This is a genomic window from Nocardia sp. GTS18 (assembly GCF_013839555.1).
GTDB classification, from domain to species: Bacteria; Actinomycetota; Actinomycetes; order Mycobacteriales; family Mycobacteriaceae; genus Nocardia; species Nocardia rosealba.
Map to the genome: position 1 here is coordinate 49353 of NZ_JACBIU010000023.1, position 16657 is coordinate 66009.

14 protein-coding genes are annotated in these 16657 nt (G+C 68.6%); 13 read left to right on the top strand and 1 reads right to left on the bottom strand.

Annotated features, from left to right (window positions below):
* Positions 1–5: 5 nt before the first annotated feature.
* The 13 genes from murD to ileS all read left to right on the top strand — a co-directional run bounded on the left by murD (position 6) and on the right by ileS (position 15160).
* Positions 6–1442 (top strand): UDP-N-acetylmuramoyl-L-alanine--D-glutamate ligase, encoded by a 1437-nt coding sequence (gene murD, locus HYG95_RS18065; protein ID WP_181699293.1) that lies wholly within the window; start codon positions 6–8, stop codon positions 1440–1442.
* Positions 1439–2887, top strand: a complete 1449-nt coding sequence (gene ftsW, locus HYG95_RS18070; protein WP_255495480.1) for a putative lipid II flippase FtsW — start codon at positions 1439–1441, stop codon at positions 2885–2887. Before murD ends, ftsW begins: the two co-directional genes overlap by 4 nt.
* Complete coding sequence (gene murG, locus HYG95_RS18075) at positions 2884–3993, top strand: undecaprenyldiphospho-muramoylpentapeptide beta-N-acetylglucosaminyltransferase (RefSeq protein ID WP_181699243.1); 1110 nt, start codon at positions 2884–2886, stop codon at positions 3991–3993. Before ftsW ends, murG begins: the two co-directional genes overlap by 4 nt.
* Positions 3994–4118: 125 nt before the next feature.
* Entirely contained in the window at positions 4119–5561 is a 1443-nt protein-coding gene (gene murC, locus HYG95_RS18080) for a UDP-N-acetylmuramate--L-alanine ligase (protein WP_220139568.1), read from the top strand.
* 8 nt (positions 5562–5569) lie between these two features.
* Positions 5570–6247 (top strand): cell division protein FtsQ/DivIB, encoded by a 678-nt coding sequence (locus tag HYG95_RS18085; protein WP_181699298.1) that lies wholly within the window; start codon positions 5570–5572, stop codon positions 6245–6247.
* 131 nt (positions 6248–6378) lie between these two features.
* Entirely contained in the window at positions 6379–7638 is a 1260-nt protein-coding gene (gene ftsZ / locus HYG95_RS18090) for a cell division protein FtsZ (RefSeq protein WP_067497477.1), read from the top strand.
* Between the two features lie 148 nt (positions 7639–7786).
* Positions 7787–8518 carry a peptidoglycan editing factor PgeF gene (pgeF, locus tag HYG95_RS18095; protein ID WP_181699245.1) on the top strand — a complete coding sequence of 244 codons (732 nt, stop codon included), beginning with the start codon at positions 7787–7789 and terminating at the stop codon, positions 8516–8518.
* Positions 8519–8552: 34 nt separating this feature from the next.
* The gene (locus HYG95_RS18100; RefSeq protein ID WP_181699247.1) at positions 8553–9290 is read left to right on the top strand and encodes a YggS family pyridoxal phosphate-dependent enzyme; all 738 of its coding nucleotides are present in this window, start codon (positions 8553–8555) and stop codon (positions 9288–9290) included.
* Positions 9291–9397: 107 nt separating this feature from the next.
* Entirely contained in the window at positions 9398–10153 is a 756-nt protein-coding gene (locus HYG95_RS18105; protein WP_067642872.1) for a cell division protein SepF, read from the top strand.
* A gap of 89 nt (positions 10154–10242) precedes the next feature.
* Complete coding sequence (locus HYG95_RS18110) at positions 10243–10545, top strand: YggT family protein (RefSeq protein ID WP_067497489.1); 303 nt, start codon at positions 10243–10245, stop codon at positions 10543–10545.
* Positions 10546–10605: 60 nt separating this feature from the next.
* Positions 10606–11469 (top strand): DivIVA domain-containing protein, encoded by an 864-nt coding sequence (locus HYG95_RS18115; protein WP_181699249.1) that lies wholly within the window; start codon positions 10606–10608, stop codon positions 11467–11469.
* Positions 11470–11555: 86 nt separating this feature from the next.
* Positions 11556–11756, top strand: a complete 201-nt coding sequence (locus HYG95_RS18120) for a hypothetical protein (protein WP_181699251.1) — start codon at positions 11556–11558, stop codon at positions 11754–11756.
* 269 nt (positions 11757–12025) lie between these two features.
* Positions 12026–15160, top strand: a complete 3135-nt coding sequence (gene ileS / locus HYG95_RS18125; RefSeq protein ID WP_181699253.1) for an isoleucine--tRNA ligase — start codon at positions 12026–12028, stop codon at positions 15158–15160.
* Between the two features lie 460 nt (positions 15161–15620).
* Here the strand turns inward: ileS and HYG95_RS18130 are convergent, their stop codons facing one another.
* Complete coding sequence (locus HYG95_RS18130) at positions 15621–16496, bottom strand: UTP--glucose-1-phosphate uridylyltransferase (protein ID WP_067497501.1); 876 nt, start codon at positions 16494–16496, stop codon at positions 15621–15623.
* Positions 16497–16657: the final 161 nt, after the last annotated feature.

Below are 16657 nucleotides of genomic sequence, written 5' to 3' on the forward strand. Positions count from 1 at the left end.
GCCCCATGCTCGAATTCCTGCGTGGCCGTGACGTTCTCGTCGCCGGCTGGGGCGTCTCCGGACGCTCCCTGATCGAACCGCTGCGCGATATCGGCGCGCATCCCGTCGTCACCGACGGCGGCGCCAAGGCCCTGGCCGAGGCCGCCGAACTCGGGCTCGAGATCGCCACCACGGTGGAACTCGAGCACGCCGACCTCACGCGGTTCGCCCTCGTCATCACCAGCCCCGGCTGGCGGCCCGATTCGCCGGTGCTCGTCTCGGCGGTCACCGAGGGCATCCCGGTCTGGGGCGACGTCGAATTCGCCTGGTGGGTCGATCAGGCCCGCATCTACGGCCCGGTCCGCAAGTGGCTGGTGGTCACCGGAACCAACGGCAAGACCACGACCACCCAGATGACGCACTCGATCCTGCGCGCCGCGGGCATCGCCAGCGTGGCCTGCGGCAATATCGGCCTGCCCATCCTCGACGCCCTGCGCCGCAATCCCGGACCGCAGGTGCTCGCGGTCGAGTTGTCGTCGTTCCAGCTGCACTGGGCGCCGTCGGTGCGGCCCGAGGCGGGCGTGGTGCTCAATGTCGCCGAGGACCACCTCGACTGGCACGGCGGGCTCGACGCCTACGCCGCCGCCAAGGCGCGTGCCCTCACCGGCCGCATCGGCGTGGTCGGCCTCGACGATCCGGTCGCCGGTGCGCTGGCGCGCAAGTCCAAGGCGCGGCGCACGGTTGGCTTCCGCGTGGGCGTGCCCGCCGACGGCGAACTCGGCGTGGTCGACGGCAAACTCCTCGACCGCGCCTTCACCAAGGCCGCGATCCTCGCCGAGACCTCCGACATCAGTCCGCAGGGGCCCGCAGGCATCGCCGACGCGCTCGCCGCCTCGGCGCTGACCAGGGCCATCGACGTGGCACCACAGTTCGTGAAAGAGGGCCTGGCCGAACACAAAGTCGGCCCGCACCGCACCGCCTTCGTGCGGGAACTGGGTGGCGTCGACTTCATCGACGACTCCAAGGCGACCAACCCGCACGCCGCGCGCGCATCGATCCTCGCGCACCCGCACGTGGTGTGGGTCGCCGGTGGTCTGCTCAAGGGCGCCACCATCGACGACCTCGTCGAAGAGGTCGCCGACCGGCTCGTCGGCGCGGTCCTGTTCGGAGCCGACGCGCCGGTGATCGCCGCCGCATTGGCGCGACACGCGCCCGAAGTCCCGGTCATCGCACTGGACGCGGGAGACGATGCAGACATGGAGTCGTCGAGATCGCAGCGTGCCGAAGCGGTGATGGGCCGCGCCGTGCGCGCCGCGGCGGGCATGGCCCGGGCGGGAGACACCGTGCTGCTGGCACCCGCGGCCGCGTCCCTGGACATGTACGACGACTACACCCACCGCGGACGCTGCTTCGTCGACGCGGTCACGGCACTGGAAGACGGTGACATCGGGCGGGCGCTATGACATCGACGGGCCAGACCACCCAGACCGGGGGGCGCCGGAAACGGATCGCCCCGCAGCCGGGATGGGCGGGGGAGCGTTTCGGCGCATGGCTGGCCCGTCCGCTCGCCTCGTTCCACCTCATCGTCACCATCGCCACCCTGCTGACGGTGCTCGGCCTGGTGATGGTGCTCTCGGCGTCGAGCGTCGAAGCCTATGCCGGTGGTGGATCGGCGTATTCGCTGTTCATCCAGCAGGCCATGTTCGCCGGGCTGGGCGCCGTCGCGTTCTACATCGCGTTGCGGTTGCCGTTGCGGGTTCTGCGGCAGTGGTCTTTCCCGGCGTTCAGCATCTCGGTGATCGCGCTGGTGCTCGTGCTCATTCCGGGCATCGGTGCGGTGCACGGTGGCGCGCGGCGCTGGTTCGACATCGGACCCATCTCGATCCAGCCGTCCGAGGTCGTCAAGGTGACGCTGGTGGTGTGGGGCGCGCATCTGCTCGCGTCGCGACGCGGGGCACACCTCAAGGACATCCTGGTACCGCTGGTGCCCGCCGGCCTGCTGGTGTGTCTTCTCGTGGTGCTCGAGCCGAACCTGTCGACGACAATCGCGCTGGGCATCGTGCTGATGGCGCTGCTGTGGTTCGGTGGGCTGCCGGTGCGGTTGTTCGTCGGGATCATGGTCAGCGGCTTGGTCGTCGCGTCGGTGCTCGCGCTGTCGGCCGGGTACCGGTCCGACCGGGTGCGCGCGTTCTTCAATCCCGGTGACGATCCCCAGGGCGCCAATTACCAGGCCCGCCAGGCCAAGTACTCGCTGGCCGACGGCGGCATCCTCGGCCGCGGACTCGGGCAGAGCCGCGCCAAGTGGAGCTATCTGCCCAACTCGCACAACGACTTCATCTTCGCCATCATCGGCGAGGAACTCGGCTTCCTCGGCTGCATGGCGGTGCTCGCCCTGCTCGCGATGTTCGTCTACACCGGCATCCGCATCGCGCTGCGCTCGGTCGACCCCTTCCTGCGGCTGCTCACCGCCACCGCGACCACCTGGATCACCGCGCAGGCCCTGATCAATATCGGCTACGTCGTCGGCCTGCTGCCGGTGACCGGTCTGCAGCTGCCGCTGGTGTCGGCCGGTGGTTCGTCGCTGGCGATCACGCTGTTCATGTTCGGCATCATCGCCAGCGCGGCCAGGCACGAGCCAGAGGCCGTCGCGGCGCTCAAAGCGGGCCAGGACGGCAGGCTCAGCAGGCTGTTGCGGCTTCCCGTGCCCGAGGTGTACACCCCGGCGCCGCGCAAGCCCGCGCCGCGCGCGAAAGCCGAACGCCCACGTCAGGCCCCACGCCGCCAACCCGATGCCCCGCGCAGACGACGCGCGCCGGAAAGCCGCGGCACCAGTTCGCTACGGTCGACCAGAGCATGGGAACCGACCTATCCGATGCCACACGCTAGAGAACGAGGTAGATCCAAGTGAGTAGCCCGCGATCCGGGTTGTCGGTGATCGTCGCAGGCGGGGGAACCGCAGGCCACATCGAACCCGCGCTGGCGGTGGCCGACGCCTTGCGCAGACTCGACGATTCGATCCGGGTGACCGCACTCGGCACCGAGCGCGGACTCGAGACGAATCTGGTGCCCGACCGTGGGTACCCGCTCGAGCTGATCCCGCCGGTCCCGTTGCCCCGCAAGCCGTCGGCCGACCTGCTCCGCCTGCCCGGGCGGGTGTTCTCCTCGGTGCGCGCCACCCGCGCGGTGATCGACCGGGTGCAGGCCGATGTCGTCATCGGCTTCGGCGGCTATGTCGCCCTGCCCGCCTACCTCGCCGCGCGCGGTATCGGCAGGCAGCGCCGGATTCCGGTCGTCGTGCACGAGGCCAATGCCAAGGCGGGCATCGCGAACAAGGTCGGCGCCAAGCTGGCCACCAAAGTGCTTGCCGCCGTTCCCGACTCCGGCCTGGCCGGGGCCGAGGTCGTCGGCATCCCGGTGCGCGCCGCCATCACCGAACTCGACCGGCCCGCGCTGCGCGCGCAGGCCCGTGCGCACTTCGGTCTGCCGGCCGAGGGCCCGGTTCTGCTGGTGTTCGGCGGTTCACAGGGCGCGCGCAGCCTCAACGAGGCGATCTCCGGCGCCGCACCGCAATTGGCGGCCGCCGGGATCTCGGTGCTGCACGCGCACGGCCCCAAGAACAGCGTCGAGGTGAGTACCGCCGACGCGCCCGCACCGTACGTGGCGGTGCCGTACCTGTCGCGGATGGACCTGGCCTACGCCGCCGCCGACGCGGTGGTCTGCCGCTCCGGCGCCATGACCGTCGCCGAGGTCTCGGCCGTCGGGCTGCCCGCGTTCTACGTGCCCCTGCCGCACGGCAACGGCGAGCAGGAGTTCAACGCGCGCCCCGTGGTGACCAAGGGGGGTGGCAGAATTGTCCCCGACGCCGAGCTGACCCCGAAATTCGTGATGGACGAGGTGATTCCGCTGCTGCTCGACCCCGCCCGACTCGCCGAGATGAGCCGCGCCGCCGCAGGCGCCGGTCACCGCGACGCCGCCGACACCGTGGCACGCATCGTCGCCGGGCTCGCCCGATGAGCGATCAGCGGCCGGAGGCGGAAGCCGAGCGTGGCCAGCCGGACCGTCCGAGCACGGGCACCGCGGTGAATGCCGCGGGCGAGCCCGTGGGTTCGGCGTTGCCCGCCGAACTCGCGCGGGTGCACATGGTCGGGATCGGCGGTGCGGGCATGTCCGGTATCGCACGAATCCTGTTGGCGCGCGGCGGCGCGGTGTCGGGATCCGATGCCAGGGAGAGCCGCGGCGTGCTGTCGCTGCGGGCCCGCGGCGCGCAGGTGCGCATCGGGCACGACGCCGACGCGCTCGACCTGCTGCCCGGTGGCCCGACCGTCGTCGTCACCACCTACGCCGCCATTCCGAAGACGAATCCCGAACTGGTCGAAGCGAACCGGCGCGACATCCCCGTGCTGATGCGTCCCACCGTGCTCGCCGCCCTGATGCGCGGGCACAAGACCCTGCTCGTCTCGGGCACCCACGGCAAGACCTCGACCACCTCGATGCTGATCGTGTCGCTGCAGCACTGCGGCGCCGACCCCTCGTTCGCGGTCGGTGGCGAACTCAACGAGGCGGGCACCAACGCCCACCACGGCAGCGGTGACATCTTCGTCGCCGAGGCCGACGAATCCGACGGTTCGCTGCTGCAGTACGACCCAGACGTCGCCGTGGTCACCAATATCGAATCCGACCACCTCGACTACTTCGGCACCGACGAGGCCTACATCCAGGTCTTCGACGACTTCGCCGACCGGCTCGCCCCCGGCGGCCTGCTGGTGGTCTGCCTCGACGATCCCGGTTCGCTCGCCCTGGCCGAACGGGTCGCCCCCCGGCTCACCGAACGCGGTGTGCAGGTGCTCGGCTACGGCTCCGGCGACCTGGCCGCCGCGCCCGTGCCCGTCGGTGCCCGGCTGCTCGATTGGCAGCCGCGCGATGTCGGCGGCATCGTCGAATTCCAGCTCGGCGGTGAGACGACGCCACGCACGGTCCGCCTGTCGGTGCCCGGCAGGCACATGGCCCTCAATGCCCTCGCCGCGCTGCTCGCGGCCCGGGCGACCGGTGCCGACATCGACGAGATCGTGCAGGGCCTGGAAGGTTTCGGTGGCGTGCACCGCCGGTTCCAGTTCACCGGTCGCGAGAACGGTGTGCGCGTCTTCGACGACTACGCCCACCATCCCACCGAGGTGCGGGCCGTGCTCGAGGCCGCCGCGCAGCTCGTCGCGCAGGAGGCGCGCGACGGAGCGCGCATCGAACGCGGCCGGGTGATCGTGGTCTTCCAGCCGCATCTCTACAGCCGCACCGCCACTTTCGCGGCCGAGTTCGGCACCGCGCTGAGCCTGGCCGACGAAGTGGTCGTGCTCGACGTCTACGGCGCGCGCGAGGAACCGCTGCCCGGTGTGAACGGTGCGCTGGTGGCCCAGTCGGTGACCAAACCCGTGCACTATCAACCCGATATGTCGAAGGTCGGCCGTCAGGTCGCCGCGCTCGCGCAGCCCGGTGATGTCGTGATCACCATGGGCGCGGGCGATGTCACCATGCTGGGCAACCAGATCCTCGACGGATTGCGGGCCCGTCCGCAGCAGGGCGGCCGGTGAGATTGCCGATGCCCGCCGCGCGCGGGTGGCACGGCTACCGGCTCTGGACGGCGGTCGGGCTGGTCGTCGTCACCGTGCTCGCGGTGCTCGCGTGGTTCACCCCGGCGTTGTCGGTACGGACCGTGCGGATCGACGGCCTGACTGTCGTGCCCGAGGAACAGGTGCGCGAGCGGCTCGAGATCCCGGACGGGCGTTCGATGTTGCGCATCGACACCACCGAGATCGCCCGCCGCGTGGCGGCGATCCCCACGGTGCGCTCGGTCCGGGTGCAGCGGAATTTTCCGTCGACGGTGCTGGTGACGGTCGTGGAGCGAACTCCGGTGGTGTACATCGACGCTCCCGACGGCGCGCACCTGATCGACGCCGAGAGTGTGGAATTCGCGATCGAGCCCGCACCGCCGATCGGCGTGCCGAAATTGGTCACCGAGGGCTCGATGTCGGGGCCGGATGCGGCTCGCGCCGCCGTCGCCGTGCTGGTCACGCTGCCGCCCGCGTTGTCGGTGCAGGTGGGTGAGGTTGTCGCACGGTCCATTTCGGATGTCTCGCTCAACCTGCGCGACGGAAGAAAGGTAGTGTGGGGCGGCACGGGCGACGGGGAGCGCAAAGCTGCCGTCGTAATGCCGCTGCTCACCCGGGAAGGCACCGTGTTCGACGTTTCGAGTCCGAATCTGGTCACGGTAAAGTGAGCGAAACTTCGGCGCGCCTGCGCCGGGATCGCGGTGGCTGCGAATAGCGTTCCGCAGCAGTCGGATACTTGACATAACGCCAACCCTATGGTTGAGGTTGAGGGTTTTAGATCGAAGGAAGGCGAGAGCCCATGACGCCCCCGCACAACTACCTTGCCGTGATCAAGGTCGTCGGTATCGGCGGCGGCGGCGTGAACGCCGTCAACCGGATGATCGAACAGGGACTCAAGGGAGTCGAGTTCATCGCGGTCAATACCGACGCACAGGCCCTGCTGATGAGCGACGCCGATGTGAAGCTCGATGTCGGCCGTGAACTCACCCGAGGACTTGGCGCCGGAGCCGATCCGGAAGTCGGTCGCAAAGCGGCCGAAGACCACAAGGACGAGATCGAAGAGGTGCTCAAGGGCGCCGACATGGTCTTCGTCACCGCAGGCGAAGGCGGTGGTACCGGAACCGGTGGCGCCCCTGTCGTCGCCAGCATCGCCCGCAAGCTGGGCGCGCTGACTATAGGCGTCGTGACCCGGCCGTTCTCCTTCGAAGGAAAACGGCGTGGGAACCAGGCCGAAGTGGGCATCAACCTGCTTCGCGAGTCGTGCGACACCCTCATCGTCATTCCGAACGACCGGCTGCTGCAGCTGGGCGACGCGGCGGTGAGTCTGATGGATGCCTTCCGGTCGGCAGACGAAGTTCTGCTCAACGGTGTTCAGGGTATTACCGACCTGATCACCACCCCAGGCCTGATCAACGTCGACTTCGCCGACGTGAAGAGTGTGATGTCGGGTGCCGGTTCGGCGCTCATGGGCATCGGCTCGGCGCGCGGTGAGGGCCGGTCGGTGAAAGCTGCCGAGACGGCGATCAATTCGCCACTGCTCGAGGCATCGATGGACGGTGCGCACGGCGTGCTGCTCTCGATCGCGGGCGGTTCCGATCTCGGTCTGTTCGAGATCAACGAGGCCGCCTCGCTGGTGCAGGAGGCCGCCCACATCGAGGCCAACATCATCTTCGGTACGGTCATCGACGATTCGCTCGGCGACGAAGTGCGCGTCACCGTGATCGCCGCCGGTTTCGACGGCGGCGGCCCCTCGCGGCGCGCGGTCGAGAACACCATGCAGACCGGCCGGTCCTCGTCGAACCCGATCGGCTCCGGTCGTGCGGGCGAGGTGGGACAGAGCCGCAGCACGGAGGCCCCGGCCCGGCCCACCGAGCCCGCCACCGCGGGTATGTCGAGCGGACGGGCGGCGGCGCCCAACTACCGCGACACCGAGCGGTACCGGGAGTCGGAGCGTCAGCGGGTCACCGAGCAGGCGCTCAACCGCGTCAACAACCCCGAACCGCGCGACGACGGCGACGATGACGACGACATCGAGGTGCCGATCTTCATGCGCCGCTAGGCACGGACAACAGCGCCCGAACTCCCCGGTGAGTTCGGGCGCTTTCGCGTCTCCGGCTCAGCCCGGGGTCGCCGAGACCAGTGTCGGGTTGACCGATGTCACCCCACGCGCGCACCGATCGACCCGCCGACCGCACTACCCTCGAACCATGACTTCCGCACCCCCCACCGTGACCGTTCGCCGGGTGACCACCACCCGCGCCGGTGGCTTCTCCGTCGCCCCGTACGACTCGTTCAACCTGGGCGATCACGTCGGTGACGATCCGGAGGCCGTGCGCCGCAACAGGATCCGCCTGGCCGAGGGCATCGGGCTCACCCCCGACCGGCTGGTGTGGATGGAGCAGGTGCACGGCCGCAATGTCGAGATCGTCGACGGGCCACGCGCGGAGCCGGTCCCGGTGACCGACGCGCTCGTCACCACGGTGCCCGGCCTCGCCCTGGTCGTCCTCACCGCCGACTGCGTGCCGATCCTGCTGTCCGACGACGAGGCAGGCGTGATCGCGGCGGTGCACGCGGGCCGCATCGGCGCCAGAATCGGCATCGTGCCACGAGTACTCGAGGCGATGGTCTCCGTCGGCGCCCGGGTGGAGCGCATCGGCGCCTTCCTCGGGCCGGCCGCGTCGGGCCGTCAGTACGAGGTGCCGGCCGCCATGCGCGCCGACGTGGAGGCCCACCTGCCCGGCAGCGCAACCACCACGGTCCGCAAGACCCCCGGCCTGGACCTGCGTGCGGGCATCAGCAGACAGCTCACCGAGGCGGGCGTCGGCGGCATCGCCCTCGACCCGCGCTGCACTATCGAGGACAAAACCCTGTTCAGCCACCGCCGCGGCGCCCCGACCGGCCGCATCGCGGGTGTGATCTGGATGGACGCGACCGCATGAGCCCACAGCACACCACCCGGCGAGGGGAGGCCGCATGACCCAGGAGACCTCGACCGGCACCGATCGCGAGAGCGAGCTCTCGACCCGCCTGGACGGGCTGCTCACGCGTCTCGACGCCGCCGTGGCCGCCGCGGGTCGCCCGGCCGGCTCGGTGCGGCTGCTGCCGGTGACGAAATTCTTCCCGGCTGCCGATGTCGACATCCTCTACCGCCTCGGCAGGCGCGAGTTCGGCGAGTCACGCGAACAGGAGGCCTCGGCCAAGGTCGCCGAGCTGGCCTACGACGACGTCGAGTGGCACATGATCGGCCGCTTGCAGCGCAACAAGGCCCGCGCCGTGGCCCGATGGGCACACACCGTGCACTCGGTCGACAGCGAACGGCTGGCAAACGCGCTGGACCGGGCGGTGACCGACGCACAGGCAGCCGGCGAGCGTACCGCGCCCCTGCGGGTGCTGCTGCAGGTGAGCCTGGACGCCGACCCCGGACGCGGGGGTGTCGAACCGGCCGATCTACCCGCCCTGGCCGACCTGGTAGCGAAGGCCCCCGGACTGCATCTGGCCGGTCTGATGGCGATTCCACCCCTTGACGCCGACATTCATGCGTCCTTTGCGAAGCTTGCGACTTTGCACACTTCGCTGCTCTCGCAACACGCCGATGCCACCGAACTTTCTGCAGGTATGTCGGGTGATTTGGAGATCGCGGTCGAACACGGTTCGACGTGTGTGCGTGTCGGTACCGCCTTGATGGGCGCCCGACCGATAACCTCGGCGTAGCAAAGAAACCTCATCAGTCACATTCGACACATACGATTGGCCGACGAGGCGCTGAGCAAGAACTTCAACACCCGGCCGCCACCGGGGCCGAAGGAAGGTCGTCCAGGATGAGCACGCTGCACAAGTTCAAGGCGTACTTCGGCATGGTTCCGCTCGATGAGTACGAAGACGACTACGTCGACGATCACGCCTCGCGCGGCCCCGAGGAGCGCGCCGGCCGTACTCGCCCGCGCAGCTACGACCGCTACGCCGAAGATCGTTACGGCTCCGAACGTTTCGGCGACGAAGCCGACGACTTCCCCCAGCCTGCCTACAAGCCGGCTTATCAGGCGCGTCGCGACGACTACGTCGACGACGCCTACGCCGAGGATCGCTACGATCCGCCGCGGCGCCCGACCAGGATCGAGACGGCGCCCTCGTCGGGCCGTGCGTTCCGGGCGGGCGGGGTCGCGCCGGGGATGCGCGGCTCGACCCGTGGCGCGCTCGCGGTCGATCCCGACGCCGAGGAGCGCAGGTTGGAGGAGCGCTTGCGCCCCGAGCCCGCGCCCGTGCGGCGGCCCGGGATCTTCGAGGACGGAGGTCCCTTGTCCAAGATCACCACGCTGCGTCCGCGCGATTACAGCGAGGCCAGGATCATCGGTGAGCGTTTCCGCGAGGGAAACCCGGTCATCATGGACCTGGTCGACCTGAGCAACGCCGATGCCAAGCGGCTGGTCGATTTCGCGGCCGGGCTGGCGTTCGCGCTGCGTGGCTCGTTCGACAAGGTGGCCACGAAGGTGTTCCTGCTCTCACCGGCCGATGTCGACGTATCGGCCGAAGAGCGTCGTCGGATCGCCGAAAACGGCTTCTACAACCAGAAATAGTGACAATTCACCGACTGCCATGATGGCCGCCCGCGCATTGCGCGGCGCGGCCATTTTGCACGTCGCCGATTTTGCGGCAGAGTGAACCCGTGGCCCTGTTCGCGGTTCTGTACCTCGTGCTTTTCATCTTCTGGCTGTTGTTGATCAGCCGGGTGATCGTGGAGTTCATCCGCAGTTTCGCGCGTGACTGGCGCCCGACCGGCGTGGTGGTGATCGTGTTGGAGTTCATCTTCACCGTCACCGATCCGCCGGTGAAACTGTTGAGACGCTTGATACCTCCCGTGAATCTGGGCGGTATTCGGCTCGATCTGTCGATTATGGTTCTGCTCTTCGTCGTGTTCATCCTGATGTCCATCGTGGGTAGGCTCGGGCAGCCCGTGACCTCCGTGTGACACAATGAGTCGAGAAGACCGCTTGCTAGTTCTCCAAAGACCGCGTGAAGGGATCCTTCGATGCCGCTGACTCCCGCCGATGTGCACAACGTCGCGTTCAGCAAACCGCCGATCGGTAAGCGCGGCTACAACGAGGACGAGGTCGATGCCTTCCTGGATCTCGTCGAGCAGGAGCTTTCGCGCCTGATCGAGGAGAACGCCGACCTGCGTCAGCGGGTCGCCGAGCTCGACACCGAGCTAGCCGACGCCAAGAAGAACCGCGGGTCGGCCCCGGTCGCCGCCGTGAAGGCCCCGGTCCAACAGGCACCGCCGCCCGCCCCAGAACCTATTCCGGCGCCGGTCCCGGCGGCGCCGCCCGCGCCGATGCCGGTGGCCGCGCCCGTCCGCGACAACTCGGGCCCCGACGCCAACATGCAGGCCGCGAAGGTCCTCACCCTGGCGCAGGAGATGGCCGACCGCCTCACCACCGACGCCAAGACCGAGGCCGAGAGCCTGCTGTCGAACGCGCGGGCAAACTCCGAGCGTCTGGTCGGTGACGCCCGTACCCGCTCCGAGGCGATGATCGCCGACGCGCGGCAGAAGTCCGACGCGATGCTCGCCGACGCGCAGAACCGCTCCGAGACCCAGATCCGCCAGGCCAAGGACAAGGCCGAGGCCCTCACCGCCGACGCCGAGCGTCAGCACGCGGAGATCATGGCGACCATCACCCAGCAGCGCACGGTGCTGGAAAGCCGGATCGAGCAGCTCAAGACCTTCGAGCGCGAGTACCGCGTGCGCCTGAAGTCCTACCTGGAGTCGCAGCTCGAGGAACTGGAGAACCGTGGTTCGGCCGTTCCGGTCGACGGCGGCGAGTTCGCGGGCGACACCAACGGATCGTCCAACAGTTTGGCTCCGGCCTCCTCCTTCGCCAAGGGCGCCAAGTAAACTGGAACCCGGGTCGCGCGGCGCAGCGCGTCGCGTGATTCGGGAACGCCCAGTTCGTCGGGCTGCTCGGTTGCTTGGGAGTCAGCATGCTCGTCTTGACGCTCGTTCTGGCCGCGATCGGATTCGCGCTGCTCGTGGCGGCACTCGCCACCGGTTCGGTGGCGTGGGCGTGGGCCTGCATCCTGATCTGTATCGTCGGCGCGGGCACCCTGCTGGTGAGCGCGCTGGCCGGTGGGCGGCCCGAGAACGACCCGGTCCAGCCGGGGCGACATGCCCGCAAGGACTGACCGCTCGGAAATGGGCTGGACGAACCCAGCTAGAATCGACTGACACACGGCGTTGATCCGGCCATCACCGGGGAGTCTTCGGAAGAACGGCGCACTCGCGCTCAGTAGAACCGAACGGGTGAGCCCGTCACAGCTCGCAACGAGAGGCTCGCGTGCTTTCCCGGCGCGGGCAAACGGGGTGGTACCGCGGTTTCGGCGCACCTGCGCCGGCATCGTCCCCGTGCCACGGATCCGCGCCTGCGGCGCGGCGGCACGAGGAGCATTCCGCAATGGCGGACGAGACAACCACCGGTGGTGCGTACCCCCGGGTCGATTTCGGTGCCGGTTCCGGCGCGACGTTCCCGGAACTCGAAACCACGGTGCTCGACTACTGGGCCCGCGACGACACCTTCCGCGCCAGCATCGACAACCGCGACGGCAACAGTGAGTTCGTCTTCTACGACGGACCGCCCTTCGCCAACGGCCTGCCGCACTACGGCCACCTGCTCACCGGCTACGTCAAGGACCTGATCCCGCGCTTCCAGACCATGCGCGGCAAGAAGGTCGACCGGCGCTTCGGCTGGGACACCCACGGCCTGCCCGCCGAGATCGAGGCCGAGAAGCAACTCGGCATCACCGACAAATCGCAGATCGACGCGATGGGGCTGGCCGAGTTCAACGCCGCCTGCAAGTCCTCGGTGCTGCGCTACACCAACGAGTGGCGCGAGTACGTCACCCGCCAGGCGCGCTGGGTCGACTTCGACAACGACTACAAGACCCTCGATCTCGACTTCATGGAGTCGGTGATGTGGGCGTTCAAGTCGCTCTACGACAAGGGACTGATCTACCAGGGCTTCCGGGTGCTGCCCTACAGCTGGTACGAGCAGACGCCGCTGTCGAACCAGGAGACCCGCCTCGACGACGCCTACAAGATGCGCCAGGACCCGGCGGTCACCGTCGACATGGTGCTGTCGGTCCCCGCCGAACACCCCCTGGCCGCGCTCGACGGCGCCAACGCGCTGATCTGGACGACCACCCCGTGGACCTTGCCGTCCAACCTCGCGATCGCGGTGCACCCCGACGTGCGCTACGTGCATCTCCAGGCCGCCGACGGCAAGCGTTATCTGCTTGCCGCCGAACGGGTTTCGCACTACTCCCGTGAGTTCGGTGAGGAACCGGCCGTGCTCGGCGAGTACGACGGCGCCGCCCTGGCCGGGCTGTCCTACCAGCCGCCGTTCGACTTCTTCCTCGGTCATCCGAACGCACACCGGGTACTCACCGCCGACTACGTCACCACCGACTCCGGCACCGGAATCGTCCACCTCGCACCGGCTTTCGGTGAGGAGGACATGGACGTGGCCTCGGCCAACGGCATCGAGATCGTGCAGCCGCTCGACCCGGCGGGCAAGTTCACCTCGATGGTGCCGCCGTACGAGGGCCTGATGGTGTTCGACGCCAACCCGGTCATCATCAAGGACCTCAAGGCCGCCGGAAAACTGCTTCGGCACGAGACGATCGAGCACTCCTACCCGCACAGCTGGCGTTCGGGTCAGCCGCTGATCTACATGGCGGTCCCGTCCTGGTTCGTCGCGGTCACCAAGTTCCGTGACCGGATGGTCGAGCTGAACAAGCACATCACCTGGGTGCCCGAACACATCCGCGACGGACAGTTCGGCAAGTGGCTCGAGGGCGCGCGCGACTGGAACATCAGCCGTAATCGCTACTGGGGCAGCCCGATCCCGGTGTGGGTGTCCGACGACCCGGCCCACCCGCGCGTGGACGTCTACGGTTCGCTCGACGAACTCGAGCGCGACTTCGGCGTGCGACTGGAAGACCTGCACCGCCCCGGCATCGACGATCTCACCCGGCCCAACCCCGACGACCCGACCGGGAAGTCGACCATGCGCCGGGTCCCCGAGGTGCTCGACTGCTGGTTCGAGTCGGGTTCGATGCCGTTCGCCCAGGTGCACTACCCGTTCGAGAACAAGGAGTGGTTCGACAGCCACTTCCCCGGCGATTTCATCGTCGAGTACAACGGGCAGACCCGCGGCTGGTTCTACACCCTGCACGTGCTCTCGACCGCGCTGTTCGACTCGCCGTCGTTCAAAACCGTTGCCGCGCACGGCATCGTGCTCGGCGACGACGGCCTGAAGATGTCGAAGTCCAAGGGTAACTACCCCGACGTCAACGAGGTCTTCGACCGCGACGGTTCCGACGCGATGCGCTGGTTCCTGATGAGCTCGCCGATCCTGCGCGGCGGCAACCTCATCGTCACCGAGCGCGGCATCCGCGAAGGCGTGAGCCACGCGCTGCGCCCGTTATGGAACGCGTGGACCTTCCTGCAGCTCTACGCCTCGAAGCCCGGTGTGTGGCGCACGGATTCACCGAACGTGCTCGACCGCTACATCCTGGCCAAGCTCGCGGTGACCCGCGACGTGATGACCGAGGCGCTCGAGACCTACGACATCGCCGGTGCCTGCGACGAGCTGCGCTCGTTCGCCGACGCGCTCACCAATTGGTATGTGCGCCGGTCGCGTTCGCGCTTCTGGTCCGAGGACCGCGACGCCGTGGACACCCTGCACACGGTGCTCGAGGTGGCCACCCGGCTGGCCGCGCCGCTGCTGCCGCTGATCAGCGAGGTGATCTGGCGTGGGCTCACCGGCGAACGCTCGGTGCACTTGGCCGACTGGCCCGCCGAGTCCGAGCTGCCGCACGATCCGGAGCTGGTGGCGGCCATGGACGAGGTGCGTACCGTGTGTTCCACGGTGCTGAGCCTGCGCAAGGCCAAGAACCTGCGGGTGCGGTTGCCGTTGGCCGAGGTGACCATCGCGGCGGCCGACGCCGAACGGCTCGCCCCGTTCACGGCGCTGATCGCCGACGAGGTCAATGTCAAGAAGGTCGATCTGACCACCGATGTCGCCGCGCACGGCCGTTTCGAGCTGGCCGTCAACGCCCGCGCGGCCGGTCCGCGCCTGGGCAAGCAGGTGCAGACGGTGATCAAGGCTGTGAAGGCGGGGGAGTGGTCGGAATCGGCCGACGGTGTCGTCACCGCCGCCGGCATCACGCTGCTGCCCGAGGAGTACACCCAGCGCCTGGTCGCCGCCGAACCCGAATCCACGGCCGCCCTGCCCGGCAATGCCGGTCTGGTGGTGCTGAATTCGGTGGTCACCGAGGAGCTGGAAGCCGAGGGCTGGGCCCGCGACCTCATCCGCGACCTGCAGGAAACCCGTAAGTCGCAGGGTCTGGACGTGTCGGACCGCATCACCGTGGTGCTCGAGGTCCCCGCCGAGCGGGCCGAGTGGGCCGAGACCCACCGCGACCTGATCGCCGGTGAAATCCTCGCGACCACACTGACTTTCGGTGCGGTCGACGCGGACGCCCCGGAAATCACCGGTGGGGTGAAGGTGTCGCTCGCCAAGGCCTGATCGGTCCGTCCGGGGTCGGCCGCGCCCGGCCCCGGACACACTTTCAGGTCCAAAATCGCAGGCTGACGGGACAGTTCGCGGGAAGGTTGCTGAAATGGCGACTTTCTCGGGCCACTTCGGGCACAATGGGTCGAGTTGCTGCACATGCGCATGGAACACGCTGAGGTGACAGCGACGGTTCGTGATGAGTGTCCTGTGGAAACGGGGCCGCGACGGAAGTGAGTTCACCTCCGTCGCGGCACCGGATCGACGGGCGGCGTGCCTCGATCGGTGAGATGCCGCCCGGTAACCGACCAGTCGGCGACCCGTCGCCGGGACGAGGGGAGTCCACCTGTGCGGCGAAAAGTTCTGCGGCGCCTGCTGTTCGGGTTCGTCGCGACGATCGCGACGAACCTCGTTCTCGCGGACAAACGGTGTTGACCGCTCGCCTGCGCCGCGCGGGAGCGGCGCAGGCGAACCGCTAGTCCACCAGCTGGCGCAGCAGCGGCCCGTACTCGGGATGGGCCAGCGCCGAAGCGAATTGGGCGACCAGGTAGTCGGCCGGGTTACCGGTGTCGTACCAGCGGCCCTGGATCACCTGCCCGTACACCGCGTGTTCGGCGGCGTACTTGTTGATCGCGTCGGTCAGGTACACCTCGCCGGTGCGGTGGGTGTACCAGTTGTCGGTCTGCAGCTGCAGTTCGTCGATGATGCCCGGCGTCACCACGTACCCGCCGATGGCCGCGTACGCCGACGGCGCGTCCTCCGGCTTCGGCTTCTCCATCAGCCCGGAGATGCGCAGCAACCCGTCGTCGAGGTCCTCGCGCACCACCGGCACGCCGTAGCGCTGCGACTCGCCCGGCTCCATCGGCATCAGGGCCAGCACCGGGCAGCCGGTGGACTCGTAGGCCTTGATGAGCTGCTGGGCGCGCGGTACCTCGGCGACGAACACGTCGTCGGGCCAGAGCACCAGCATCGGTTCGTCGCCCAGGTGCCGGGCGGCGTTGAGCACCGGGGTGCCGTTGCCGTACGGGCCGTGCTGGTCGAGGTAGGTGATGTGACCCTCGCGCGATAGCTCACCCACCTCCTCCACGGCGTCGGCGTAGGCGGACTTGCCGTCGGCACGCAATTGGGCGACCAGCGCCGGGTTCGGCCGGAAATGGTCCTGGATCAGCGACTTGCCACTGGTCACCACGATGGTGATGTCGGTGATGCCGGAGGCGACCAGCTCACGCACCGTGTGCTCGATGACGGGTTTGTCGCCGACCGGCAGCATCTCCTTCGGCGTCGCCTTGGTCAGGGGCAGCAGCCGGGAGCCGATTCCCGCGGCCGGGATAACAGCCTTACGGATCTTCATCACCCGATCATCACACATTTCGAGGTGTCTGTGCGGTGCCTCGGTGGCGGCCGGGTGTCGAGGATCTGTCGGTGCGGGCGCGTACATTGCGCTCGTGAGCACCCATGTCCCGGTCGAGGCCAGGCCCGATGCGGCGGTCAGCGCACGTCGATGGGTGCTGC